The 25,394-nt window shown below is 70.0% G+C and carries 19 protein-coding genes; 11 read left to right on the forward strand and 8 right to left on the reverse strand.

Annotated elements, in window-relative coordinates; genetic code table 11:
• Positions 1-215 precede the first annotated feature (215 nt).
• On the reverse strand, positions 216-1,397 hold the full coding sequence (gene lhgD / locus LV75_RS15020; RefSeq protein WP_253887504.1) for an L-2-hydroxyglutarate dehydrogenase: 1,182 nt from the start codon (positions 1,395-1,397) through the stop codon (positions 216-218).
• The gene (locus LV75_RS15025) at positions 1,394-2,164 is read right to left on the reverse strand and encodes a glycosyltransferase (RefSeq protein ID WP_253887505.1); all 771 of its coding nucleotides are present in this window, start codon (positions 2,162-2,164) and stop codon (positions 1,394-1,396) included. The genes lhgD and LV75_RS15025 overlap by 4 nt, the downstream gene beginning before the upstream one ends.
• A gap of 145 nt (positions 2,165-2,309) precedes the next feature.
• Here LV75_RS15025 and LV75_RS15030 point away from each other — a divergent pair, with 145 nt between their 5' ends.
• On the forward strand, positions 2,310-4,601 hold the full coding sequence (locus tag LV75_RS15030; protein WP_253887506.1) for a hypothetical protein: 2,292 nt from the start codon (positions 2,310-2,312) through the stop codon (positions 4,599-4,601).
• 58 nt (positions 4,602-4,659) lie between these two features.
• On the opposite strand, the gene LV75_RS15035 is transcribed toward LV75_RS15030, so the two are convergent.
• Both LV75_RS15035 and LV75_RS15040 read right to left on the reverse strand, forming a co-directional pair.
• The gene (locus LV75_RS15035; protein ID WP_308210964.1) at positions 4,660-5,631 is read right to left on the reverse strand and encodes a Gfo/Idh/MocA family protein; all 972 of its coding nucleotides are present in this window, start codon (positions 5,629-5,631) and stop codon (positions 4,660-4,662) included.
• A complete protein-coding gene (locus tag LV75_RS15040) occupies positions 5,628-6,722 on the reverse strand; it encodes a DegT/DnrJ/EryC1/StrS family aminotransferase (protein ID WP_253887507.1) in 1,095 nt (364 codons plus the stop codon). Before LV75_RS15040 ends, LV75_RS15035 begins: the two co-directional genes overlap by 4 nt.
• 307 nt (positions 6,723-7,029) lie before the next feature.
• On the opposite strand from LV75_RS15040, the gene LV75_RS15045 reads away from it, so the two are divergent.
• The 5 genes from LV75_RS15045 (at position 7,030) to LV75_RS15065 (ending at position 14,810) form a co-directional block, all read left to right on the forward strand.
• Positions 7,030-8,802, forward strand: coding sequence for a DUF6798 domain-containing protein (locus LV75_RS15045; RefSeq protein WP_253887508.1), 1,773 nt, complete (start codon positions 7,030-7,032; stop codon positions 8,800-8,802).
• A gap of 130 nt (positions 8,803-8,932) precedes the next feature.
• On the forward strand, positions 8,933-9,991 hold the full coding sequence (locus LV75_RS15050) for a lysylphosphatidylglycerol synthase transmembrane domain-containing protein (protein WP_253887509.1): 1,059 nt from the start codon (positions 8,933-8,935) through the stop codon (positions 9,989-9,991).
• Positions 9,988-10,707 carry a DapH/DapD/GlmU-related protein gene (locus tag LV75_RS15055; RefSeq protein WP_253887510.1) on the forward strand — a complete coding sequence of 240 codons (720 nt, stop codon included), beginning with the start codon at positions 9,988-9,990 and terminating at the stop codon, positions 10,705-10,707. The genes LV75_RS15050 and LV75_RS15055 overlap by 4 nt, the downstream gene beginning before the upstream one ends.
• Before the next feature lie 204 nt (positions 10,708-10,911).
• Positions 10,912-12,813, forward strand: a complete 1,902-nt coding sequence (locus LV75_RS15060; protein WP_253887511.1) for a glycosyltransferase — start codon at positions 10,912-10,914, stop codon at positions 12,811-12,813.
• Positions 12,814-12,914: 101 nt separating this feature from the next.
• Positions 12,915-14,810, forward strand: coding sequence for a glycosyltransferase (locus LV75_RS15065; RefSeq protein ID WP_253887512.1), 1,896 nt, complete (start codon positions 12,915-12,917; stop codon positions 14,808-14,810).
• A gap of 1,118 nt (positions 14,811-15,928) precedes the next feature.
• Here the strand turns inward: LV75_RS15065 and LV75_RS15070 are convergent.
• Positions 15,929-16,285: a hypothetical protein gene (locus LV75_RS15070; RefSeq protein WP_253887513.1), complete on the reverse strand. Its 357-nt coding sequence runs from the start codon at positions 16,283-16,285 to the stop codon at positions 15,929-15,931.
• Positions 16,286-16,530: 245 nt separating this feature from the next.
• Between LV75_RS15070 and LV75_RS15075 the strand changes: the two genes are divergently transcribed.
• Positions 16,531-16,734 (forward strand): cold-shock protein, encoded by a 204-nt coding sequence (locus tag LV75_RS15075; protein ID WP_204449773.1) that lies wholly within the window; start codon positions 16,531-16,533, stop codon positions 16,732-16,734.
• A 416-nt stretch (positions 16,735-17,150) separates the two neighbouring features.
• Here LV75_RS15075 and LV75_RS15080 read toward each other — a convergent pair whose 3' ends face one another.
• On the reverse strand, positions 17,151-17,966 hold the full coding sequence (locus LV75_RS15080; RefSeq protein ID WP_253887514.1) for a Cof-type HAD-IIB family hydrolase: 816 nt from the start codon (positions 17,964-17,966) through the stop codon (positions 17,151-17,153).
• An 80-nt stretch (positions 17,967-18,046) separates the two neighbouring features.
• Here LV75_RS15080 and LV75_RS15085 point away from each other — a divergent pair, with 80 nt between their 5' ends.
• From LV75_RS15085 to LV75_RS15100, 4 genes are all read left to right on the forward strand, one after another.
• The gene (locus LV75_RS15085; RefSeq protein WP_253887515.1) at positions 18,047-19,030 is read left to right on the forward strand and encodes an LLM class flavin-dependent oxidoreductase; all 984 of its coding nucleotides are present in this window, start codon (positions 18,047-18,049) and stop codon (positions 19,028-19,030) included.
• 134 nt (positions 19,031-19,164) lie between these two features.
• Positions 19,165-20,382: a UDP-galactopyranose mutase gene (gene glf, locus LV75_RS15090; protein ID WP_253887516.1), complete on the forward strand. Its 1,218-nt coding sequence runs from the start codon at positions 19,165-19,167 to the stop codon at positions 20,380-20,382.
• A 108-nt stretch (positions 20,383-20,490) separates the two neighbouring features.
• Entirely contained in the window at positions 20,491-20,973 is a 483-nt protein-coding gene (locus LV75_RS15095; RefSeq protein ID WP_301319262.1) for a phosphatase PAP2 family protein, read from the forward strand.
• Between the two features lie 56 nt (positions 20,974-21,029).
• Complete coding sequence (locus LV75_RS15100; RefSeq protein ID WP_301319263.1) at positions 21,030-21,896, forward strand: decaprenyl-phosphate phosphoribosyltransferase; 867 nt, start codon at positions 21,030-21,032, stop codon at positions 21,894-21,896.
• Here the strand turns inward: LV75_RS15100 and LV75_RS15105 are convergent.
• Both LV75_RS15105 and LV75_RS15110 read right to left on the reverse strand, forming a co-directional pair.
• Positions 21,887-22,279: a hypothetical protein gene (locus tag LV75_RS15105; RefSeq protein ID WP_253887519.1), complete on the reverse strand. Its 393-nt coding sequence runs from the start codon at positions 22,277-22,279 to the stop codon at positions 21,887-21,889. The genes LV75_RS15100 and LV75_RS15105 overlap by 10 nt on opposite strands.
• A 55-nt stretch (positions 22,280-22,334) precedes the next feature.
• Positions 22,335-25,388, reverse strand: a complete 3,054-nt coding sequence (locus LV75_RS15110) for an AfsR/SARP family transcriptional regulator (RefSeq protein ID WP_253887520.1) — start codon at positions 25,386-25,388, stop codon at positions 22,335-22,337.
• Positions 25,389-25,394 lie beyond the last annotated feature (6 nt).

The following is a 25,394-nucleotide window of genomic DNA, read 5'->3' on the forward strand; positions in this document are numbered from 1 at the left end:
GCCCCAGGCACTCTGGGGCCGCTGCCGCATCGCGATCGGCCGCTGCACGAGCGGCGGCGCGGTGGACGCGGACCTCGAATCGTACGCTGTACCGAGTCGGCTTTGGCCGCCGGTCTCCCGCGCCTGCTCGGGGTCGAGGGCGCGTCGAGGTCCGAGCAGACTGAGGCGTCTATAGGAGGCGAACTGTGCTCTTGCGGACGGCTAGCGGCGCTGGCCTAGGCCACGCGGTCGGCGATGTACTTGCCGATTTCCAGGGCGCAAGTAGCGGCAGGTGAAGGAGCGTTCAGCACGTGTACCTGTCCGGGTGCCGTCTCGATCAGGAAGTCCTGCACCATCGACCCGTCCGGCAGCAGTGCCTGCGCGCGCACCCCAGACCCCGACCGCACGATGTCGTCCTCGACGATCTCTGGGACCAGCTTTGCCAAGCTCGCCGCAAAGCGCCGCTTCGATAGAGACCGGCGGACCTCGTCCAGTCCGATCGGGTACGCGTACTTCCGGGCGAGGTTCCAAGTCCCCGGAAACGCAGCCGTCTCCCAAACGTCGCGTGCGGAGAAGTCACGCCATGTGTACCCCTCACGACGAAGGGCGAGTACGGCGTTAGGCCCGGCATGCACTGACCCGTCCAGCATGCGGGTCAGGTGTACCCCCAAGAACGGCAGAGATGCGTCCGGGACCGGGTAGATCAGCCCCTTCACGAGAGAAGCGCGCGCAGGCCGCAGCTCGTAGTACTCCCCACGGAACGGCACGATTCGGGCGCGTGGCGTAAGACCCGCCATGCGGGCGATGCGGTCGCTGTGCAGACCGGCGCAGTTCACCAGTACGTCTGCCCGGAGCACCTCGGTGCCGGTAGCCACCTCAACGCCGGTAGAGCTAGAGCGGATGCCGAGGGCAGGCGTAGACAAACGCAGGTCGGCGTCGGACAGGTCGGCGACTAGAGCGGCGCAGATGGCCGGGAAGTCGATGATGCCCGTCGACTCCACGTGTAGAGCGGCGACGCAAGCGACGTGGGGTTCGTAAGAGCGGGCTTCGGCCTGCGTAATCAGTCGCGCAGGCACGCCGTTCGCCTCGGCGCGGGAGGCCAGTACGCGGAGTGCTGGTAGCTCCGACTCGGAGGTGGCGACGACGAGCTTGCCGCAGACGGACACTGGGACACCGCGGGAGCGGGCGTAAGAGACGATCGAGCGGTTGCCCGCGACCGACATCCGGGCCTTCTCCGAGCCGGGGGCGTAGTACAGGCCCGCGTGCACGACGTTGGAGTTGTGGCCGGTTTGGTGGGCGGCCCAGTGGTCTTCCTTCTCCAGCACCGTGACGGCGTGGCCGCGTTGGGCTAGTTCCCGGGCCGTCGCCAGGCCCAGGATGCCGCCGCCGATGACGATGGCGGTGTGGCGGGAGGTCATGTGGTCTGGGGGAGGGCTGACCCGACGGGCTGGACCTTGCTGCGGCGGTGGCGGCTGCGCAGGGTGAACAGGCCCATGCCCATCTTGATCGGGTCGCTGAGCCGGATGCGGCTGCCGTGGCTGGAGTGCGCGGCGCTCAACCGGACCGGGACCTCGATGGTCTTGATGCCGTTGCGCTCGGCGAGGTAGGCCAGCTCGGTGCTCAGCAGGTAGCCGGGCTCCTGCAGCAGCGGGGCCGCCTGGCGCGCCCAGTCGCCGTCGACGATGAAGGTGCCCTGGGGGTCGCGGGTGCGCATGCCCAGGATGACCCGGCGCAGCACGAGGAAGCCGAAGGTCATCACGTTGCGCAGCAGCGCGCGCTCGATCACCGAGTCCGGGTGCGCCTTGGAGCCGATCACCACCGGGTGCGCGACGTGGTCGACCTTCTCGGCCGCGTCCAGGTCGTCGAACCCGAACGGCAGGTCGTCGGCGCCGAGGAACACCCGCGCGCCGCGGCTGTGCGCGATGCCGTGCCGCAGGGCGTTGCCCATGCCCTTCTCGCTGGTCAGCACCCGCAGCTCGACATCGGCCGACCAGTCCGCGGCCAGCTTGGCCAGCAGCTCGATGGTCCCGTCCGACGAGCCGTTCTCCACGACGACGATCTCGGCGTCGCCACCGGCCAGCCGGGTCGCCAGCGCAGTCAGGGTGGCCTCGATGGTGTCCGCGCTGTTGTGCGCGGGCACCACGTAGGTGAGCGTTTTCTGGTCGGTAGCCCCTGGCGTACCCATGGAATACTCCCTGGCAGACTTGACAGCTGGCCAGGCCGGAAGACCTAGACCGAGGCGACTGGCACAGTACCGTGTCCGCCCGAGCGGGGGCTCCGGGGGAGCGCACGTGTCGCAGCAGCGTCAACCATCGAGGAAGGACCGCCAGGTGACCCTGACGGAGAACCGCGTCCCCGTTCCGGAGGCCGCGCCCGGACAGGACGGCGAGGGCAAGTCCACCGGCGAGCGCAGGAAGGGGCTGCTCACCGGCCTCAGCGTCGCCGTGCTGGTCGCGGTCCTCGCCCAGGTACCGCTCATCCGCAACCGCATCTTCTACTACTGGGACGACAGCGCCGCCGCGTTCCTGCCGGACTGGCACTACATCGGCGAGCAGCTGCGCGCGGGCATCTGGCCGGTGATGTCGCCGGAGATGTGGATGGGCGGCAACATCGCGGGCGAGTCGATGATGAGCCTGTTCAACCCGGTGATGCTGGCCAACTACCTGGCTGTGTCGGCCATCCCGTCGCTCGCGCTGTCGGCGACCCTGGTCAAGACCGAGTTCCTGGTGCTCCTCGCGCTCGGCGTCTACCTGCTGGCCCGCGATTTCGGCGCGAACCGCGCTGCTGCTGCCGCAGTTGCGGTAGCGCTGCCGTTCTCCGGTTACACCCTCTATTTCGACGCGTCAGCTTGGGCCGGTGGGCTCATCTGCTTCGCCTGGCTGCCCATCGTGTGGTGGTCGCTGCGACGCTTCGCCCGTGGGCAGATGAACCCAATCGTCCCGATTGTCCTGGGCTTCCTGGCGATGACCGTCGGCAACCCTTACGGCGCGCTCGGTGTCATGGTGATCCTGGCCGCGGTAGCGGTAGAGCTGGCTCTGCAGAAGCACTGGAAGCGGTTCGGTTGGCTTGTCGTCGTCGGCGGCATCATCGGGCTGAGCACCCTCGTGGTGTTCCTGCCGCTGGCCGGTAGCAGCGCCGTCACCTGGCGTACCGACCAAGGCGTGCTTAACACCGGTTTCCTGGTGCCCAACCTCGGCGACCTGTTCGCCATGAGCGCGCCGACGTTCCAGCCGCAGTACCGCGTGTTCGGGTCGGAGATCCTGTCCTTCCCGATGGCGTACCTGGCCTGGTTCATCGTGCCGCTGGCCCCGTGGTTGCGCTGGTCGGCGCTGCTCGAGCGGGTCCGCGAGCGCTCCAGCCTGATCGTCTTCGCCGGTGTGTACCTGCTGTTCCTCTTCGGACCGTCCACCCTGTGGCTGTTCCGCTGGCCCGCCCGGCTCACCGAGTACGCCTACCTGCCGATCGCGATCGCCATCGCCATCGTGCTGACCAAGGGCCTGAACACCAGCCGCGCCAAGGCCAAGGCGATCGCCTCGGCCATCATCGTGCTGGTCGGCGCGTACCTGTCGTGGGCGAGCACGCCGCAGCACGTCCGGTGGCACGCGCTGGCGACCGTCGTCGTCCTGCTCTTGGTCGCCGCAGCGGTGAAGTACCGCGAGCGGTTCTTCGGCACCGTCCTAGTCCTGGGCACCGCGGTGCTCTTGGTACTGCAGACGCAGCTCTACACGGGCAACTACAACATCACCCCGTGGCGCTTCCCGCACGACGTCACCGCGATGCGCGACAACTTCGACGACCGCTACCAGGGCAACACACTGCAGGTCGTCGACCTCGGTGAGCTCAACCAGCACGCCGAACTGGTCCCCGACGGCGTATGGCGCGACGTGATGCTCACTAACGCCATCCACACCGCGGGCGTCGACGCGCTGAACTCTTACACCGGCATCGGCAATGTCAAGTTCGCTGCCGCGCTGTGCATGAACTACTACGGCGCCACCTGCCCGGCCGCCTTCGACGCGCTCTGGCGCCCGGTCGACGGTGAACGGGTGCTGCTCGCCGACGCGCTGCGGTTGCGGACCGTGGTGGTGGAGAACGGGATCATCGAGGACCGCGAGGCCGCGGTGGCCCAGGCGCGGGCAGGCGGACCGAAGCCCAACCAGGCTGAGGTGGCACCCGGCTGGTCCGTTGCCGAGCGCACCAAGCTGGTGACCGTCTACAAGCGCGACACCCCGCTCCCGTTCGGCGACGGCCGGTTGTCCTTCGCGGGCAACGGTGTCCGGATCAAGTCGGACGTGAAGGTCGGCGAGAACGGCATGGACACCCGGTACGAAGGCAACGGCGGCAAGCTCATCTTCGCCGCGCTCGCCTGGCCGGGCTATAGCGCCACAGTGGACGGCAAGGAGGTGGAGGTCAAGCAGGGCCCGGCAGGCCTGATCGAGCTTGACGTCCCAGCCCCTGCCAGCGGCGGTAGCACTGTCGAACTCCGGTTTACCCCGCCTGGCTACGGCTTCGGCATCCCCTTGATGGCAGGCACTCTTGTCCTCGGTGTCCTGTTCAGCATCGGTTGGGCTGTCGCGGGCGTAAGGCGCCGTCGACGCGAAGCCGCCGCACCGGCCGAATAGGACGCAAACGAAGAGGGCCCCGCCACTATGGCGGGGCCCTCTTCGCGTAAGTACTAGATCAGGCGTTCGCGGACTCCGCGGCCTGGTCGATCGCCCGGTGCGCGGGCAGGATCGCCGCGCGCTCAGCGGCGACCGCGTCCGAACCCGCCCCGGCCTCGAGCAGGTTGAGGAAGTGGTCGAGCTGGGCGGCCAGCGGCTCCTGGCTCTGCAGGATCGTCGGGATCTCGATGATCGTCTGCTGCTGGTAGCCGACCCCGGCCGTGGCCAGCGAGTCGGTCACGTGCCGGTAGATCGTGATGTCGCGGCGCAGCAGGTCGATCTCGATCAGCCGGTCCACCTCGAGCACCGAGAGCTGGCGGACCTTGCGCTGGCTGACCCGGCTCGCCGAGATGGTCGCGATCGCGCCGTTGGGGAACGACATGGTCGCGTCGGCGCTGTCCTCGGAGTGGTTCTTCTTCGAGGACCCGTGGAAGTAGCCGAACGAGCCCTTCACCACCGACGGGTTCTCCCCGACGAAGCCGATGGTCAGGTCGATGTCGTGGATCAGCAGGTCGGTGGCGACACCGGTCTTGATCCGCGGCACGAACGGCGAGTGCCGGATCGCGTTGACCTGCACCACGTCGGTGGCGATCTGGCGCGCGGTCAGCACGGCCGGGTTGAACCGCTCCAGGAACCCGCACACCAGCGGCAGGCCGCGGCGCTCGGACTCCTCGACCAGCTCCACCGACTGCTTGTAGTCCGGGGTGAGCGGCTTCTCCACCAGCAGCGGCTTGCCCAGCTCCATCACCTGGCGGGCGATGTCGTAGTGCGCCTCGGTCGCCGCGGCGATGACCACCGCGTCGATGCCGGACAGGTCGCCGATCTCCGGTGCCCACGCCGCGCCGTAGCGGTTGGCGACCTGCTCGCCGACCTCCTTGCGCTGCTCGACCAGGGTGACGAAGTCCACCCGGGGCGACTGGGAGAGCACGCGGGCGTGCAACGAGCCCATCTGGCCGGAGCCGATCAGGGCGACGCGGGGCCGAGCGGTCACGCGAGCACCTCCCGCACGGTCGCGACGATGGTGTCGATCTGCTCGGTGGTCAGCTTCGGGTGCACCGGCAGCGACAGCGCCTGCTGCGCGACCCGGCTGGCGACCGGCACGTCGGAGGTGATCACGTTGGGGTTGTCCCGGTAGCAGTCGTAGTCGAAGACGACCTTCGGGTAGTACGTGCCGTTGCCGATGCCCTTCTCGGTCAGCTTGGCCGCGAACTCGTCCCGGTCGACCTTGGCGTCCTCGGTGACCAGCACGGTGTACTGGTGCCACACGTGGGTGCGGCCGGGCAGCACGGCGGGCACGCGCAGGCCGGGGATGTCGGCCAGGCCCGCCGACAGCGCCTCGGCGTTCGCGGAGCGCTTGGCGTTGATGTCGGCCAGCCGCTCCAGCTGCGGGATGCCGACCGCGGCGTGCAGGTCGGTCAGCCGGTAGTTGTGGCCGGCCATCTCGTACTGGTAGCGCGCCCGCATGCCCTGGTTGCGCATGACCCGCAGCTTGTCGGCCAGCGCGGCGTCGGAGGTGGTGATGACCCCGCCCTCGGCCGTGGTGACGTTCTTGGTGGCGTACAGCGAGAAGCAGCCGATGCCGAAGCTGCCTGCGGCGCGCCCGTCGAAGGTGGCGCCGACCGCCTGCGCGGAGTCCTCGATGATCGTCAGGCCGTGCTCCTCGGCCAGCGGGACCAGCTTGCCCATGTCCGCGGTCTGCCCGTAGAGGTGAACCGGCATGAGGACCTTGGTCCGCGGACCGACGGCCGCGGCCACGGCGGCCGGGTCGACGTTGAAGTCCTCGGCGTCGATGTCGGCGAACCGGGCGGTGGCGCCCGCCTCGAGGATCGCGTTGAGCGTCGCGACGAAGGTGAACGGTGAGGTGACCACCTCGTCGCCTGGCTGCAGGTCCAGCGCCTGGACCGAGGCCACGAGCGCGGTGGTGCCGTTGTTGACGGCCACCGCGTGCTCAACCCCGGCGACCTGCGCGAACAGGTCCTCGAAGCGCTTGACCATGGGCCCCTGGGCGATGACGCCGGAGCGGAGCACCTCGAGCACGAGGGGCTCAGCGTCGCCTACGTCGACGACGGTGATGGGAATCATTCGGCAGTTCTCTCCGGTGCGAAGGCGGGCTGAGGCGTCCGAACAGCACGCTGGTGACGGTTCTGCCGGCCGCGTGGGGTCACGGTACCCGCAGTCGGCGTTTGGTCTTCCGGGGGCAATGCCATGGGGGCGGCGACACTCCGCTGGAGCTGGAAAGTAGCACTGAGTGATGATCCACAACTGTGCGTTGCGTATGGTCGACGTTCCACGAGAGGGGTTTTCGGAGAGGGGACCCACCTTGGGGTCAATAAACGCGGCTCCGCCGTCGGACCCACCACGAGCACCCGGATTGCACGTCGAGCCCGAGATGGCCCGCGCCTTGCCACGTCCGCCGCGCGCGCACCCGCGGTTGGCCCTGGTGCTGCGGGCCGTCGCGGGCGCCCTCGTCCTGGGCTTCGTGCAGCACTGGCGCTACGGCTACTCCGCGGGCAACGGCGACCACCGGGTGCTCTCCGCGCAAGGCATGCACTGGGCGGACCCGACGCTGTTCGCGGGGGACTGGTTCCTCGAGCGCTCCCCGCAACCGCACTGGCTGTTCGACGTGGTCACCTGGTTCGGGATGGAGATCGGCAAGCTCAGCACGGTCTACGTCGGCTACTGGGCCCTGTCGCTGCTGGCCTTCGGGCTCGCCACCGCGCTGCTGGCCCGCCGTTGGGCGCCCGCGCACCAGAGCACGGCGACGGTGCTGGTCTGCTTCCTCGCCGGGATGATGCCGTGGTGGTTGCTGGGCACCGGATCGCCGCTGTACCCGAACGCGCTGCCGGTCGTCCTCGCGGGCTGCATGGTCTACCTGGTGGTGGCCGCTCTCTTCACCGACCACCGGACTTTCGCTGCTGTCGCCGCAGTGGTCGCCGCCGCCGTCCACCTGCAACAAGGCATGGTTCTGGCGATCTTGTTGATCGGCTTGGCCGCGGTCCGGTTCCACCTCGGACGGCTGCCCGGCACTGGTCGCCGCCGTGTTGACCGGGTCTTGCTGCTAGGTGGCGCCGGTTGTGCTGCCGTTGTCCTCTTCGGCCTCTGGCTGCGGCCAGTCGCGGGCGAAATCTCCGACTTCGCGCAGATCTGCACGCAGTTGATCCCGTACCACTGCGAGGCGAGCTCATGGTCGACTCACGTGGTGTGGGCGGGCATGGCTCTTGTCGGCCTCGCGGTGTTGAGCTGCCTGTACTTCTCCCGCAGCACGATCGCGACGTGGGCGGTGTTGATTGCCCTGCCTGCGTTCGGGCTCGTGGTCGGTGTCGCGGCCGACCGGTGGAACGTCCCGATGGTCGGCGAGCTCGCCCAGGGGCTGAACGTCTACCGACTCGACGTCGTGCTGCTGCCGATGGCGGTGTGGGGCTTGATCGTCCCGCTGTTCGCCCCGGTCAAGACCTGGGTGCGGCTGATAGCTCTAGGTGCCGTCATCGGGCTGGGCTACCTGCTCGCCGGCTCTTACACCTTTGACCCGCGGTGGATGTTCGAGCGCCCCAACGGCGGACCCTGGTTGCTGCTGTTCGCGGGTGCGCTGGTCGTTGGCGCTGCCGCCATGGCGGTACGCGCCCGCAAGCCAGGTTGGGCTACCGGGACAAACGGCGTTGTGCACGGTTCCGCACTGGCAGTCGTAGGAGCCGTCTTGGCCGCCGTGTTCTCCGCGGGCGCGCCGCCGCTGCGCACTTTCGATGTGGTCTATATCTCCGACAACGACATCCACGACTGGGGCATGGCAGTTCGTCGGACCCTGCCCCCCGGCGCGCAGTTGATCTCGCCGCCGCTCGGTCAGTACATCCGGATGGCCAGCGGACGCGGTGTCGTCGCCGACTGCAAGAACGTGCCTTACGGCGGCGACGCGTGGATCGAGTACCAGCACCGCATCAACTCCATCGGCGGGCTCGAGCAGTGCCTGATGAAGATCCCCAGCGTGTTCTTCACACTCCCGCTGGAGCGCTACACACAGGTCGCGCGCGAGTTCGGCGCCGACTACCTGGTGGTCGAGGAGGGCATGCAGTGGCGCATCCCCGAACTGGTGGCCGCGGGGTGGACGATCGTGTTGGAACCGGTGTCAAAGCTGCGCAACACCGTGCTGCGCGCGCCGGTGAACTGACCACGTACAGTGTCACGCTGTCGTGAGGTGGCGCGGTACCCCACCCGGCTCCTGGGTGAGTTGCGCACAGCGGTAACCCGATGATGTCGACTACAGCTACCGGTTGTGACGCGCCGGGGCCGGAGGACAAATGGCCATCAACAGCGAGGCCATCAGCAGCCAGGCCGTGACGGCGGGGGCGGCGGAGACCGAGCAGCCGCCCCCGGCTGCCAAGCCGTCGTGGAAGTCCACGGCCATCACCTGGCTGCGCCGGGTGCTGATCCTGGCGGTGGTCGGTGGCGCCGTCTACTACGTGGTGACCCGCTGGAACGAGGTCTGGGCGACGCTGGCCACCGTGCCGTGGTGGTCGGCCGTGCTCAGCCTGCTGGCCGTGATCGCCGGTGTCGTCGTCGGCGCGTTCTCCTGGCGGGTGGTGGTCAACGACCTCGGCTCACCGGTGACCCGGACCCGGGGCGCGCAGATCTACCTGGTCAGCCAGCTCGGCAAGTACATCCCGGGCTCGGTGTGGGCGTACGTGCTGCAGATGGAGCTCGGCAAGAAGGTCGGCATCCCGCGCGCCAGGATGTTCGTCAGCTCCCTGGTGCAGGTCGGCGTCTCCGTGGTGGCCATGCTCACCCTCGGCATGATCGCGCTGCCCAAGATGCTCGACCAGAACCCGCGCGCGGTGTGGCTCTACGCCGCGCTGCCGATCAGCCTCGTCGCGCTGCACCCCAAGGTCATGACCTGGGGCGTCAACCTGGTGCTGCGGGTCCTGCGCAAGCAGCCCCTCGACCACCAGCTGCGGTGGGCCACCATCGGCAAGACTCTTGGCCTGTCGGTCCTGTCTTACGTGCTCTTCGGCGCCCACCTCTGGGCGCTGGCCACCGCTAGCGGCACCCCGGACCTCGGCGTGCTGCTGCTGTGCGTCGGCACTGTGGCGATCGGCCTGGTCGCCGGTCTGCTGTTCTTCATCGTTCCCTCCGGTGCGGGCGCCCGTGACGTCCTGGTGGCCCTGGCCCTCGCGCCGACCGTCGGGATCACTGCGGCGGCGGCCTTCGCGGTGGCCTCCCGGGTCATGTTCACCATCGCCGAGCTCGGCTCGGCCGGCGTCGCGGCGCTGCTGGCGTCCAGGCACGTCAAGGACCTGGTGGCCCAGCCCACCGCCACCCCGGAGAAGACCGCGCCGGAGAAGACCGAGGACCCCGCATGAGCAAGATCCACCCCACCGCCGTCATCGGCGCGGGCGTCGAGTTAGGCGAGAACGTCAGCATCGGCCCCAACACGATCATCCTCGGCCCCGCCGTGATCGGGGACGACTGCTGGATCGGCCCCGGCTGCGTCATCGGCACCCCGCCGGAGATCACCGGCGCCACGCACAACGGCGACTGGGACAGCGCGGCCAGCGAGTTCACCGGGGTGCGGATCGGCGCCCGGACCGTGGTCCGCGAGCTGACCACCATCCACCAGGGCAGCTACCGGCCGACCACCATCGGATCCGACTGCTGGCTGCTCAACCGCGTCTACGTCGCCCACGACAGCCTCATCGGCGACCGGGTGACGCTGTCCGCCGGGGTCAGCCTCGGCGGGCACTTCCAGGTCGGCGCCGGTGCCAACCTCGGCATGAACGTCGCGGGCCACCAGCGCAGGCTGGTCGGGCCCGGCGCCATGGTCGGCATGGGCGCGGCGATCACCCGCGACGTGCCGCCGTTCGCCAAGGCCTTCGGCAACCCGGTGCGGCTGCGCGGGGTCAACTCGGTCGGCATGAGCCGCTCCGGGGTCGACGACGACGCGATCGCCACCCTCACCGCCGCCTACGCCGCGGGCGCGGTCCCCGCCGAGGTACCCGCCACGTTGGCCGAGGCGTTCGCCTGGTGGACCGCCGCGGAACCGGCTCGGCCGCTGGTCGGCGTCGCACAGCCGGTCTGAGTGCGCACGGGGTGTTAGCGCGCCCGGGTACTGGCCGGTCGGGTTGAAAGTGAGCGGGTAGCCTTGTGAGGCCTCGGGCGTCGTAGGCGCCCGTGTCGGCCCATACCGACCGGTTAAGCGCGACCGCGCCAAGCGATCCCGCGCGCGACCGGGAGGGCGGCCATCACCGGCAGCACAAGAGCCCTCCGGAGGATCGAACCCGTCATGCCCCAGCGCGCGGCCAGTGCCACTACCCGGTCAGGCCAAGAGGCCCCCGAGTCCCCCGGCCGCTTGGTCGCCCAGCGCGGTTTGTTCCGCGGACCGGATCCGGTGTGCCCCGACAGCCTCTACGCCACGGTTGTGGCGGGTGCCGCAGACCGTGAACGCGACCGGCTGATCGTTAGGCCCTACTCCGAGGTGAGCACCGACACGTACTTCGGTCGCTTCCCCGCTTCTTACTGGCAGCGGTGGACCGTCGTCGGTGAGGTCACCGTCGAGTTGGTGCTGACCGGAACCGCTCGGGTCTCCTTGGTCGCCTCGGACGAAGAGGGCGGCACTCGCGTAGTGGCCGCCCGCGACATCGGCGACGCTGCGGGCGAGACGGTTCGGCTGACCGCCAAGCTGGACAAGTTCCTCGACGGCGGGTTCCTCTGGCTCGACGTCACCACCGAGGCGGGCGAACTGCTCGTAGAGCGACTCGACTGGACCGTTGAGGCGCCCGAGCGATTCGTGCCCACCTCTGTCGTGATCTGCACCTTTAACCGTGCCGACGACTGCGTGCGCACCCTCGGGTCGCTTGCCGCGGACAACGGCGCGCTGTCGGTCCTAGACGCTGTCTACGTCGTCGACCAAGGCACTGACACCGTTGAGTCGCGGACTAACTTCCCCGACCTCGAAAAGGGCCTCGGCGGCCGGTTGCGCTACCTGCGCCAGCCGAACCTCGGCGGTGCGGGCGGTTTTGGCCGGGGCATGTACGAAGTCGTCCGTAGTGGCGAGTCGAACGTGCTGCTCATGGACGACGACGTGCTGTGCGAGCCGGAGATCGCCGTGCGGCTCTCCGCGTTCGCGAACCGCACCAGCCGACCCACCCTGGTCGGCGGCCAGATGCTGCGGCTGCTGCACCCCACCAAGCTGGTCGCGGGCGCTGAGTACGCCGACTTCAACCAGCTGATCCCCGGCAAGGTCGTCGCCAACGCGCTCGACGACGTCGACCTGCTCGACGAAGCCCTCGACGAGGACGGCGAGCCCACCGGCCTGCCCAACCGCGGCGACCGCCGAGTCGACGCCGACTACAACGCCTGGTGGTCCTGCCTCATCCCGAACACGATCATCCGCGAGCTGGGCCTGCCGATCCCGCTGTTCTTCCAGTGGGACGACGTCGAGTACGGCTACCGCGCCCGGACCCGCGGCTACGCCACGGTGACCCTGCCCGGCGCCGGTCTCTGGCACGCCGACTTCGACTGGAAAGACGGCGACCAGTGGGGCCAGTACTTCGCCCTCCGCAACGCCATGATCGTCGCGACGCTCTACTCGCCGTTCCCGCCCAAGCAGGTCGCCAGGGTGTTCACCTCCCGGGTCGCGCGGGCGCTGCTGGCGATGCAGTACGGCCTGGCAGCCACCCTGATCAAGGCGGCGGAGGACTTCCTCGTCGGCCCCGACGTGCTCGCCGACGGCGGGCAGGCGGCGGCGGCCGGCATCAGGGCGATCCGTGCCCAGTACCCTGACACGGTCGCGCACCCGGTTGGCTCGTTGCCGGAACTCGGCTTGGAGTACGTGCCCATGGTTCAGGCCGACATCGCGCCGAAGAACCCCAGGGTGGCACTGGCCAAGCAGTTGGTGCGGCTGGCTCGGGGGCGGACCAACTTCGGCGTCGGCGCCGTCCCGGCGCGGGACTCCGCGTGGTGGCACGTGTCCCGGTTCGACCGGGTGGTGGTCACCGACGCGGCGCAGGACAGCGTCCGGATCCGGGAGCGGGACAAGGACACGGCCATCGAACTCGGCAAGCGCGCGGTGGTGCTCGCGCGCAGGCTGCTCGCCGACAGCGCGCGGGTCGCCGCCGACTACCGCGCGGCCATCCCGGCCGCGACGAGCACCGAGAACTGGGAACGGCTTTACGGCCCGCGGTGAGCGGGCCGGTGCGCGCAGGAGAACAACAAAGACCTGGCAGGACCACCCAGGGGGACAACCCGGTTCCCGGGGATCCACGGCAGGCTCGCTGGAGGAGCGAAGTGACCGAGCAGGGCAAAACGAACAGAACCGGTGCGCATGCCGTGCTGCAGCGGGTGATCTTGCCGCGGGGCACGGACCCGGTGGACGTCCGCCCGCTCTACCTGGACGAGCCGGACGCCATCCACAGCCTCGTGTCGGCCAGGACGAAGGTGACCATCCCCGGCTCGGCCAGGGTGTCGTTCGCCTCGTACTTCAACGCCTTCCCGGCCAGCTACTGGAAGCGCTGGACCCGGGTCAGCGAGGTCGTGCTGCGGCTGAGCGCGCGCGGAGCGGGCCGGGTCGACGTGTACCGGTCCAAGCCCAACGGCGACCAGGTGCACCTCACCGGCCAGGCCGTGCGCACCGAGGGCGACGAGCCAGCCCAGGTGGAGTTCCGGATCAGCCTCGCCCCCTTCGAGGACGGCGGCTGGATCTGGTTCGACGTGTTCACCGAGGACTCCCCGCTGGAGATCTCGGACGCGGCTTGGACGACCGACCTGCAGCTGCCGCCGACCAGGCTGTCCATCGGCACCACCACGTTCAACCGGGTCGACGACTGCGTGAACTCGCTGCTCGCGCTCGGCGAGGACCCGGTCGTGCTGGACGCGCTGACCAAGGTCTACGTGGCCGACCAGGGCACCCAGAAGATCTCCAGCCACCCCCGCTTCACCGAGGCGGCCGCGCTGCTCGGCGACCGCCTCGAGGTGATCGAGCAGGGCAACCTGGGCGGCTCCGGCGGCTTCAGCCGGGCGTTCTTCGAGACGATCGAGCACTCCGACGTCGACCAGATCATGCTGATGGACGACGACATCTCGCTGGAGCCGGACTCGATCCTGCGCGCCAGCATGTTCGCCCGCGCCGCGACCGCCCCGGTGATCGTCGGCAGCCAGATGCTGAACCTGCAGGCCAAGGCCAGGCTGCACAGCATGGGCGAGGTCGTCGACCTGAGCAGCTTCACCTGGCGGGCCGCGCCAGGCGCGCTCACCGACCACGACTTCGGCCTCAAGTCGTTGCGCGAGACCAAGAAGCTGCACCGCCGCATCGACGCCACCTACAACGGGTGGTGGATGTGCCTGTTCCCCCGCGAGATCATCAAGGCGACCGGCCTCCCGCTCCCCCTGTTCATCAAGTGGGACGACGCCGAGTACTCGCTGCGCGCGCTGGAGAAGGGTTACCCCACGGTCACCCTGCCCGGCTCCGGCGTCTGGCACATGCCCTGGACCGACAAGAACGACGCGTCGGACTGGACCGCCTACTTCCACCTGCGCAACCGCCTGATCGTCGCGGCGCTGCACACCCCGCACGACCACCGCAAGGTGCTGCTCAAGCAGGGTCTGCGGGTCACCATCCGCAGGCTGCTGTCGATGGAGTACTCGACGGTCGCGATCGAGCTCAAGGCCATCGAGGACTTCCTGGCGGGCCCGGACCGCCTCTTCGACCTCCTGCCGACAGTCCTGCCGGAGGTCCAACGCATCCGCAAGCAGTACGCGGACGCCCAAACCCTCCCGTCGGCCAGCGAGTTCCCGCCGCCCACCCTGGACGCGGTGCACGCCGAGCGCATGCTGCGCCCCCCGGTGAACCCGGCCAAGATCGCCGCCCAGGCCGCCCAGGCGCTGCTGCACAACCTGCGCCCCCCGGCCCCGGAATCCGCCGACCGCCCCCAGGTGAACGTCCCCGCGGGCAGCGCCCTCTGGTTCCTCCTGGGCAACCTGGACAGCGCCACCGTCTCCAACCCGGACGGCAGCGGCGTCGCCTTCCGCAAGCGCGACCCGGAAACCTTCCGCGAACTGGCCAAACAAGCCACCGGCGCCTACCGCCGCCTGGCCGCCGAATGGCCGACCGCGAAGGACACCTGGCGAGCCGCCCTCCCAGAACTCACCTCCGTCGAGTCCTGGCGCAAGGTCTTCGAGAGCTAGTACTCGCTCTCTCGTGAGAAGGCGGCCCACCCGGGCCGCCTTCTTTCTTTGCCCACCCGGTATTTTCCCGCCTGCCGCGCCTGCCGCGCCTGCCGCGCCTGCCGCGCCTGCCGCGCCTGCCGCGCCTGCCGCGCCTGCCGCGCCTCGCCCACGCTCAACCTCGTGCTGCACGTTCGCCGTGCGCACAACCCCAGACGCCCTGATCGGTCCCGGCCGCGCGCCTAATCCCTCGCAGCCGCCCCACCTACCACCCCTCCGGCTAGCCCTACCGCGCCCCCTCTTCGCGCGCGCCCGCACGCGTCCGGGGGCGCAGCCCCCACCCTCTCCGGGGGGCGTCCCCAGGCCCATCTTACCAGGTCAGGGCCACAATCGATCTTCGTCAGCACCTCTGAAGATCGACATGTGGATAACTTCTGTCCCTGAACCGGGTGAATAGAGGTCACCCGCTCGAACGGCACGCCCTGGTCGGCGCGCGGAGCGGTCAGCCACGCCATGAAGTCATCCCCGCAGGCACTTTTGGCCGCCCCTACGGCCCGTTCCCCTGGCTCACGGGACCGCGCGACCCGCCCGCATCCAACGCCCAGGCTTACCTGCCGCACGCTTCCGGCAGCTTCACCACTGCCCTGACCGCCCGCTCCGCGCCCGCGTACCCCGTTAGGCGCTCCCAGCGGTCTCCTCGTGCCCTTGAGGCCCCAAGCCGCTCCCTGCCCGCGCTCCGGCAGCTTCAGCCGCGCTCAACACCCCACGCCCGGCAGTACTACCGCCCTCCGGCACCCCCGCCGCACCCCACTTCGCACACACGCGGGTTCGGGGGCGCAGCCCCCACCCTCACCGGGGGGCGGCCCCAGGGCCAGTCTACTAGGCCCCACCGACAGTGGATCTTGGGAAAGCTGGCTCGAAGATCGACATGTGGATAACTTTTGTCACCCAGATGGACGAATTTCGGGGAGCGCACGCGAAGGGGAGTGCCTGGTCAGCGCGAAGTCGGGGCGGCGGAACCACGCGGCGAAGAGGGCTGCTGGAGCCAACACGGGCCGCGGGGTCCGGTGGCGGGTTTGGCCTGGTCGCGCTGGCCTGAGAGGCCCCGCCCGGTCCGGCGGGCGGGGCCGTTCCAGGGGTTAGACGTCAGTGCTGCGGGCGATGTGTTCGCGCAGGGCGATCGGGGCTCCTGCCAGGTCCTCGTCGTTGCAGAGCAGCTTGACGTCGTAGTAGGGCCTGCCCTCGCGGTCGTCGTAGTCGAGGTGGATGGCGATCACGTCGACCGGTTCGCCCAGCCAGTCCTGCGTGCGCCGCAGCCACGACGCGGCCCGCTCCAGGGCCGTGGGGAGGTCGTCGTCGCGGAACTCGACCGGGCGGTAGGGGACACCTTGGACCTGGTCACCCGGGTTGGCTGGCCTCGGTAGGTCGACGGAGACGCCGACATCGTCGAGGCGGAGTGCGATGGACTCGGTGTTGTCACTGGCGAGCTCGCTCACCTTGACAGCGTCTCCCAGCGGGTGGCCGGTCGCAACCCCCGGCATACGGGTGCGCGGGCGATCCGGTGTGTGGTTGACTGTATCCGGTCGTGAATTTTCTTGAGTACGTGTTAGATCACGCTCGCAAGAGATCGTTGCGGGCGCGCGGTTTTCCTCCAGGTCAAGCCGGAGAAGTCGCCGTCTGAAACCGACCATGGGTTTGCGCGACCGCGCAGGCCCAAGCGGTACCTGTTGAGGAGATAGACGTGGCACAGGGCACAGTCAAGTGGTTCAACTCCGAGAAGGGCTTCGGCTTCATTCAGCCGGACGACGGCGGCGCCGACGTCTTCGTGCACTACTCGGAGATCCAGGGGTCGGGCTTCAAGACCCTGGACGAGAACCAGCGCGTTGAGTTCGAGATCGGCCAGGGCCAGAAGGGCCCGCAGGCCACCGGCGTCCGCGCCGTCTGATCTTAGATTCGCAAGTTCCGAGGCCCGACCCCGCAAGGGGCCGGGCCTCGGTCCTTTCTCTGGCCCCGACCAGGCGATCCACCTCGCCGGGCCGTCCGGAATTCGCCCGTCCGGGTGACAGAAGTTATCCACATGTCGATCTTCAAGCCGCTCTCCCAAGATCCACTGTCGGTGGGGCCCGGTAAACTGGCACCGGGGCCGCCCCCCGGTGAGGGTGGGGGCTGCGCCCCCGGACGCGTGCGGGTGCGCGCGAAGCGGGGGGCGGGGCGGGAAGCAGGGGGCGGCAAGAGAGCGCGGCGAGGGCAAGACGGGTGGGGGCAGTGGGGGAGCGGGGCGGTAAGAGGGGCAAGCGGGGAGTGGAGAGCCCGCGACACGCCGAAGGTGGGTAAGGAGATTCGGCGGGTTTCAGCTAGGGGTCAGAACCAGCGCTCAAGCACCAGTGCCACGCCGTCCTCCGAGTTCGGTGCCGTGATCTCGTCCGCAGCCGCCTTGACGTCCGCGTGGGCGTTGGCCATGGCTACCCCGTGACCGGCCCAGCGCAGCATCTCGATGTCGTTGGGCATGTCACCGAAGGCGATCACCGCTGACTGCGGTACCCCCTCGATCTCGGCCACCTCCGCCAGCCCCTTCGCCTTCGTCACGCCCGGCGCGGAGATCTCCAGCAGGCCCAGGCCCGTGGAATACGTCACATCCACGCTGTTGCCGAGCAGTTCGCGGGCCGCCAGCAGCATCTCCGCGCTGGTCATCGACTCGTGCCGGACCAGCAGCTTCACCGCGGGATGCCCAAGGACCTCCCCGCGGGGAGCGATCGTCAGCTCGTCCACCGAGTCGCCCCACGGGTTCGAGTAGCCGCGTTCGGCCGCGTAGGGCGCTTCCAGGTGCGGGCCACCGACCACGACGCGTTCGGTGGCGACCGCCATCCCCGGTAGGGCCTTCTCGAGCGTGTGCGTCACGTCGTGCAGGCGGACGGGGTCCAGTTGGTGTGCGGAGACCACATAGCCGGAGCTGATGTCGTAGATGATCGCGCCATTGGCGCACACGGCGTACCCGTTGAGGCCCGCGCTGTCGGACACCGGTGGGATCCAGCGCGGCGGGCGGCCGCTGACCAGCACGAACGGGGTGCCAGCTGCGACAACCCGGGCGATCACGCGCACCGTGCGGTCGGTGACCCGCTCCAGCGGGCCGAGCAGGGTGCCGTCGATGTCGGAGGCGACGAGGCGGGGCGAGTCCACGGGGACATCCTCCCCGACGCCGCGACCCGGTTCCGGTGGCCTTCGTTACCCCCGGGTCGGGCTGCCGCTAGGTTCGCCTGGTGCGCGTAGGAATTGTCATCCTCCCCGAGCATCGCTGGTGGGCCGCCGAGCCCAGGTGGCGCGGCGCCGAGGAATACGGCTTCGACCACGCCTGGACCTATGACCACCTCGGCTGGCGGACGCTGGTCGACGGGCCCTGGTTCGACTCGATCCCCACCCTGACCGCGGCGGCGATGGTGACCTCCGAGATCCGGCTCGGAACCTTCGTCGTCTCCCCCAACTTCCGGCACCCGGTCCCGCTGGCCAGGCAGGTGCTGGCCGTGGACGACATCTCCGACGGCCGGTTCATGCTCGGTCTCGGCTCCGGGGCCAGCGGCCTCGGCGGCTACGACCGGCAGGCCATGGGCCACGGCGCCGAGGACACCACGCAGGCGCAGGTCGCCGACCGGTTCGCCGAGTTCGTCGAGCTCTCCGACGCCCTGCTCACCCGGGACCGGACGACCTTCACCGGCGAGCACTACCGGACCGAAGAGGCCCGCAGCGCCCCCGGCTGCGTCCAGCGGCCCCGGGTGCCCTTCCTGATCGCCGCGAACGGTCCACGGGCCATGCGCCTGGCCGCCCGCTACGGCCAGGGCTGGGTGACCACCGGGGCCCCGGGCGCAGCCACCGCGGACGCCTGGTGGGCCGACGTGGCCAAGCGGGCGAAGCGGTTCGACGACATCCTCGCCGAGCTGGGCCGCGACCCGGCCACCATCGACCGCTACGTCAGCGTCGACGCCTCCCCGCTGTTCTCCCTGGAGAGCGTCGCCGCGTTCACCGACCACCTCGGCCGGGCCCGCGACACCGGGTTCACCGACGTGGTCGTGCACTGGCCGCGGCCGGACGGCCCCTACGCGGGGCGCGAGCTGATCCTCGAGGAGGTCGCCGCCGACGTGCTGCCGCTGCTGGGTGGTTGCGCCACCCGCCGCGACGCCAACAACTCCGCGCCACCGAGCAACGGGTCCGGGGTGTCAGGCGTCAGAGAAGGCGGGGGAGGGAAATAGGGGGGGACCGATCGGCCCCGGCGCCGGGGGAGGACGCCGGGGCCGATCCCCGTCGACCACACCCGGCGCGACCTTGAGGGTGATCTGTGCCTCGCCGTCGGGCCCCGGCCACCGCGCGGGTAGCCTGAGCCACCGTGAGCGCGGTCGCAGAAACCAATGATGACAACTACAACGGGTACGACCTGGTCATCGTCGGGTCCGGATTTTTCGGCCTGACGATCGCCGAGCGGACCGCAACCCAGCTCGACAAGCGGGTGCTGGTGCTCGAGCGCCGGTCGCACATCGGCGGCAACGCCTACTCCGAGAACGAGCCGGAGACCGGCATCGAGGTGCACCGCTACGGCGCGCACCTGTTCCACACCTCGAACAAGCGCGTGTGGGACTACGTGAACCAGTTCACCGAGTTCACCGACTACCAGCACCGCGTGTTCGCCAAGTTCCAGGACCAGGTCTACGCCTTCCCGATGAACCTGGCCCTGATCAACACCTTCTTCGGTCGATCGCACACCCCCGACGAGGCGCGCGCGCTGATCGCCGAGCAGGCGGCCGAGATCGACACCGACGCGGCGAAGAACCTCGAGGAGAAGGCGATCTCGCTGATCGGGCGCCCGCTCTACGAGGCGTTCATCCGCGGCTACACCGCCAAGCAGTGGCAGACCGACCCCAAGGAACTGACGCCGTCGATCATCACGCGGCTGCCGGTGCGCTACAACTTCAACAACCGGTACTTCAACGACACCTACGAGGGCCTGCCCGTCGACGGGTACACCGCGTGGCTGGAGAAGATGGCCGCGCACCCCAACATCGACGTGCGCCTGGACGTGGACTACTTCGACGTGCGGGACAAGGTCCCGGCTGGCACGCCGACCGTCTACACCGGACCGCTGGACCGCTACTTCGACTACTCGGCCGGGCGCCTGGGCTGGCGCACGCTCGACTTCGAGACCGAGGTCCTGCCGACCGGTGACTTCCAGGGCACCTCGGTCATGAACTACAACGACGCCGAGGTCCCCTACACCCGGGTGCACGAGTTCCGGCACTTCCACCCGGAGCGCGCGCACTACCCGAGCGACAAGACCGTCATCGTCCGGGAGTTCTCCCGCTCGGCTGAGGCCGAGGACGAGCCGTACTACCCGATCAACACCCCCGAGGACCGCGAGAAGCTGGCGGTCTACCGGGAGCTGGCCAAGGGCGAGGCCGCCGCGCGCAACACCATCTTCGGCGGCAGGCTGGGCACGTACCAGTACCTGGACATGCACATGGCGATCGGGTCGGCGCTGTCGGTCTTCGACAACAAAGTCGCGCCCCACCTGCGTGACGGTGCCCCGCTCGACGGTTCCATCGACGTTTAGGCGAAACACCGCGGCCGTTCCCCCGATGTCCTGTCGGGGGAACACCACGACCGGGAGGTAAGCCAAGTGGACCGCAGCACGTCCGGGGCGAGGCGGGAGACCGCCGCGCTGAGCCGGGTGCAGGGCGCCATCGGCACCGCACCGGTGGTGACGGCCGCCAAGGGGTTGTCGCTGTTCGGCGAGCACAGCGCGGGCTGGTTCGCGCTCGGCCTGCTCGGCGCGGCCGTCGACAAGCGCAGGCGCAAGGACTGGCTGGTCGCGGCCGGTGGCGTCGTCGCCGCGCACGCCGCGTCCATCGCGGTCAAGCGGGTCGTGCGCAGGCCCCGGCCGGACGACCCGTCCGTGCAGGTGCTCGTCGGCACGCCGAGCAAGTTGAGCTTCCCGTCCTCGCACGCGACCTCCACCACGGCGGCCGCCGTGTTGTTCTCCGGGCTGACCGGACGCAAGCTGGTCCCGGTGCTCGTCCCGCCGATGCTGCTCTCGCGGCTGGTGCTGGGCGTGCACTACCCGACCGACGTGCTCGCGGGCTCCGCCCTCGGCGCCCTGGTCGGCGGCCTGCTGCGGCGCAAGCTCAGGGGAGGCAAGCGGTGAGCGAGAAGGTGGCCGAGACCCCGGCCGAGACCACACCGGAACCGGCGCGCCCGAGCCTGCTGGCCGGGCTGGTGCGCACCGCCCGGCCCCGGCAGTGGGTGAAGAACGTCCTGGTCCTCGCGGCGCCGTTCACCGCGAACCGGGTCTTCGAGCAGGAGGTCCTGCTCGCCGCGGTGATCGCGTTCGCCTCGTTCTGCCTGATCTCCTCGGCGGTGTACCTGGTCAACGACGCCATCGACGTGGTGGCCGACCGGGAGCACCCGACCAAGCGCAACCGGCCGATCGCCTCGGGCATCGTCCCGGTGCGGCTGGCCTACGCGACCTCGGCGGTGCTGGCCGTCGCCGCGCTCGGCGTCAGCCTGCTCGCGGGCTGGGAGCTGACGGTCGTGCTGGCCGTGTACGCGGCGGTCCAGCTGGGCTACTGCCTGGGCCTCAAGCACCAGCCGGTGATCGACCTGTGCATCGTGGCCTCCGGGTTCCTGCTGCGCTCGATCGCCGGTGGCGTCGCCGCGGGCATCCCGCTGTCGCAGTGGTTCCTGCTGGTCACCGCGTTCGGCTCGCTGTTCATGGTCTCCGGGAAGCGCTACGCCGAGATCGTGCTGTTCGAGCGGACCGGCGCCAAGATCCGCTCGTCGCTGTCGAAGTACTCCTCGAGCTACCTGCGCTTCGTCTGGGCCACGGCCGCGGCGATCATGATCACCACGTACTCGTTGTGGGCGTTCGAGATCCGCGCGACCAACCCGCACAACTCGGTCTGGGCGGTCATCTCGATCGTCCCGTTCGTCATCGCCGTGCTGCGCTACGCGGTCGACGTCGACGGCGGGCACGCGGGTACGCCGGAGGACATCGCGCTCAAGGACCGGGTGCTCCAGGTCCTCGGTGCGGGCTGGGTCGTGTGCTTGGCGCTGTCCATCTACCTGTAGCCCGGTAACCGCTCTCGCGGGTGGTAGTGCCGGGACGAGTTCTCGTACGGGTAGCGGATCCGGCGTCTTACCGTGCCGAGCAGTGGGCGCAGCTCTAGGCCCCAGTAGCTCCCACGGTCCGGGTCCGCCCATCCCTCGAACAGCGCGACATGCCGTTCGTCGCGCAGCATGACGTCGCCACCGGCCAGCCCGTCCTTGTCTATAGGCCGGGACGCCTCCTCGATCGTCACGCCACGGTTGAGCTGCCAGGCCATCGCGACGAGCCCTGTGGCGGTGGTGGGGTAGCAGCCGTACTGGTCCTGCCACCACCCCGCCGGATCGTGCGGCACCGCGCTCTCGACCCAGCTCTGGGCGCGGTGGAGGACGTCTTCCCTGGTCGACATGCCGTCACCCTGGCAGCCGACTGTCGAGAAACCCTGGCGACGACCTATAACCCGCCTATAGGCGCACAGCGTGCGACCACGCCAAGGGCGTGAGGTCGACCAGCTCGGTTACTTCCCTGGTGGTCGCCTCTGCGAACAGGGCCCTTGCCCGGTCCCAGTGCGTTAAAGCCATCTCTTCGTCGTCCGCCGCTTCAGCCGCTGCTAGATCGCGCAGCGTGCGCGCCTGCCACAGCGGTAGGTCTAACTCGGTCCACTTGGCCAAGGCGTCGGCGAGGAGGCTGCGCGCGGCCGCCAACTCGCCTTCGGCCAAGGCAAGCTCACCGAGGGTGCGGGTGACCAGGGCGACCCCGAACCGGTCGCCCTTGCTCGTGCACAACGTGAGGCAGTCGGCGAGGGCCTCGGCGACGCCTTCCGTCCTGCCCTGCCGGATCCGCGCCTTGGCCAGCGACTGCGTGGCGTAGGCGGCGCCCAGCTGGTCACCCGCGGCCCGCAGCACGGCCTCCGCCTGCTCGCTCAGCTCCGCGGCCAGGTCCGCGGCGCCGACCGCCCGGTGGCACAGGCTCAGCCCGCGCAGCGCCAACCCCGCGCCCCGCTCGTCGCCCAGCTCGCGGTAGGAGTCGACGCAGCGGGTGAGCCGGGTCGTGGCCGCCGGGAGGTCACCCAGGTCGCGCCAGCTCGCACCGAGCCCGTAGTCGGCCGCGGTCACCACGCTCAGGTCCCCGAGCTCCTCGGCGATCCGGGCGGCCCTGGCCAGGTGGTCGCGGGCGGCCCGGAAGTCGGCGAGGTCGCGGTGCACCGTGCCGATGCCGACCAGCGACACCGCCAGCGTCGCCAGGTCGCCGACCTGCTCGGCGCCCTCCGCGGCCTGGGTGAAGTACGACAGCGCGGCCGGGAACTCGTCCTTCTCGTAGTAGAGCTGCCCGAGCCCGGCCAGCACGGTGGCCTCGGCGCGGGTGTCGCCGCTGTCGCGGGCCGCGGCCAGGGCGACCTCGTGCGTGCGCTGCCACCCGTCGAACTCGTTGCGCGCGGCGAACGGCGAGGACAGCAGCGAGGCGATCAACATCGTGGTCATCTCGTCGATGCCCAGCTCGTGCGCCCGCTCCACCGCCCGCACCACGGCCGAGGTCTCCGACTTGAACCAGCCGGACGGGTCGTGCTCGGTCTCGGCGACCAGCCGCGGGTCCAGCTCGACGCTGGTGCGCACCTGCGGCCGCAGCCCCAGCGTCACCCGGGGCAGCTTGCTCGCCCCCGCGTCGACCAGCGCCATCCAGGTCGCCAGCGTCCGGCACACCGCGGCGGCGACCCCGTCGGCCGGTTCGTCGCGCATGGCCTGCTCGGCGCCGAAGAGCTGCACCAGGTCGTGGAAGCGGTAGCGGACCCGGCCGATCGCGTCGATCCCGGCGACCTCCAGCAGCCGCAGGTCGACCAGCCGCTCGACCACGTCCTCGGCGTCGTCGAGCGGGATGTCCAGCAGCGGCGCGGCCAGCCACGAGCCAAGGTCCGGCAGGTCGAGCAGGGCAAGCAGGTGGAAGGCGTGCCGGTGCAGGTCGTCGAGCTCGACGTAGTTGAGCCGCAGGCTGGAGCGCACGGCGAGGTCACCGACGGCCAGCTCGTCGAGCCTGCGCCGCTCGTCGGACAGCCGCGACGCCAGCGCCCGCAGCGGCCAGTGCGGCCTGGCCTGCAGCTTCGCGCCCGCCGCGCGCACCGCCAGCGGGATCCCCCCGCACAGCTGCGCGATCGTCGCCGCCGCCATCGGCTCGGCCGCCACCCTGCTCACCCCGACGATCCGACCCAGCATCCGCACGGAAGCCTCGGTCGACAGCAGGTCCAACTCGACCCCGACGGTGCCGGTCAGCCCGGTCAGCCGCGACCGGCTGGTGACGATCACCAGGCAGTTCGGCGCCCCCGGCATCAGGTGCCGCACCTGCTGCTCGTCGCGCGCGTTGTCCAGCACCACCAGCAGCCGCTTGTCGTCGACCCGCCTGCGGAACAGCTCGACCCGCTCGTCGACGTCCCCGGGCAGGTCGGCCGCCTCGACGCCGAGCGCGCCGAGGAACCGGCCGAGCACCTCGAAGGCGCCCAGGTTGCGCTCACTGCCCCGCAGGTCGGCGAACAACTGGCCATCCGGGTACCGCCCCCGGAGCCGGTGCGCGGCGTGGACGGCCAGCGTCGACTTGCCCGCCCCCGCGAACCCGGACACCACGACGGTGGGCGCGGTGACCGCGTCCGCCTCGCTGACCGCCAGGATCGCCCGCAACTGCTCCTCGCGGCCGGTGAAGTCGCTCAGGTCCGGCGGCAGGTGCCGGGGCACGGCGTGCTGGGGCCGCACCACGACCCGGCGCTTGGTGGCGGTGCTGGTGCGCGGCGTCCCGTCCAGGATCTCCGCCTGCAATTCGCGCAGCTCCGCCCCCGGCTCGACCCCGAGCTCCTCGAGCAGGTGCTCGCGCCCGTCGCGGTAGACCGCCAGCGCGTCGCCCTGCCTGCCGCTCTCGTAGAGCGCGCGCATGAGCAGCGCCCGGGACTGTTCACGAAGGGGATTCGCGTTCACCAGCCGCCGCAGGTGCGCCGCGACCTCGGCGGCCCTGCCCTGGTGCAGCTGGCAGCGGGCCAGCCCCTCCTCGGCCCCCAACCGCTCCTCGGTGAGACTGGTCGCCTGCGCCCGCGCGAACTCGGCGTCGACCCCGCCGAACGCGGGCCCCCGCCACAGCCGCAGCGCCTGCTCGAACAGCCCGGCAGCCGACTCGTGGTCCTCCTGCCGCTCCGCGTGCCGCGCCGCGTACAGGTGGTTCTCGAACCCCTCGAGGTCACTGTCCGTCGGATCGACATCAAGCAGGTACCCGGGCGCCTTAGTCGTCAACGCCCCCTTGCGCCCAGCCGCCGCTACGGCGCGCCGCACCGACGAGACGTAGGTGTGCACCAACGCCGTGGCCGAAGCGGGCGGGGCGTCGTCCCAGATCAGGTCGATCAAGCGGTCGGTCGCCACCACCTGTCGCGCGTGCAACAACAACGCGGCCAACAACGCCTTCGGCTTGGCCCCGCCAAGCGGAACCACCAGCCCGTCCACCGCCTCGGCCCGGATCTCGACCGGCCCAAGCACCAAGATGCGCACTTCTCT

It is taken from the genome of Actinokineospora diospyrosa (assembly GCF_024171925.1).
Taxonomy (GTDB): domain Bacteria; phylum Actinomycetota; class Actinomycetes; order Mycobacteriales; family Pseudonocardiaceae; genus Actinokineospora; species Actinokineospora diospyrosa.

What these genes read in the sequence shown, in the direction of transcription:
- lhgD (WP_253887504.1), bottom strand. Translation starts at nt 1,397, where the DNA reads ATGACCTCCCGCCACACCGCCATCGTCATCGGCGGCGGCATCCTGGGC.
- LV75_RS15025 (WP_253887505.1), bottom strand. Translation starts at nt 2,164, where the DNA reads ATGGGTACGCCAGGGGCTACCGACCAGAAAACGCTCACCTACGTGGTG.
- LV75_RS15040 (WP_253887507.1), bottom strand. Translation starts at nt 6,722, where the DNA reads ATGATTCCCATCACCGTCGTCGACGTAGGCGACGCTGAGCCCCTCGTG.
- LV75_RS15045 (WP_253887508.1), top strand. Translation starts at nt 7,030, where the DNA reads ATGGCCCGCGCCTTGCCACGTCCGCCGCGCGCGCACCCGCGGTTGGCC.
- LV75_RS15050 (WP_253887509.1), top strand. Translation starts at nt 8,933, where the DNA reads ATGGCCATCAACAGCGAGGCCATCAGCAGCCAGGCCGTGACGGCGGGG.
- LV75_RS15055 (WP_253887510.1), top strand. Translation starts at nt 9,988, where the DNA reads ATGAGCAAGATCCACCCCACCGCCGTCATCGGCGCGGGCGTCGAGTTA.
- LV75_RS15060 (WP_253887511.1), top strand. Translation starts at nt 10,912, where the DNA reads ATGCCCCAGCGCGCGGCCAGTGCCACTACCCGGTCAGGCCAAGAGGCC.
- LV75_RS15105 (WP_253887519.1), bottom strand. Translation starts at nt 22,279, where the DNA reads ATGTCGACCAGGGAAGACGTCCTCCACCGCGCCCAGAGCTGGGTCGAG.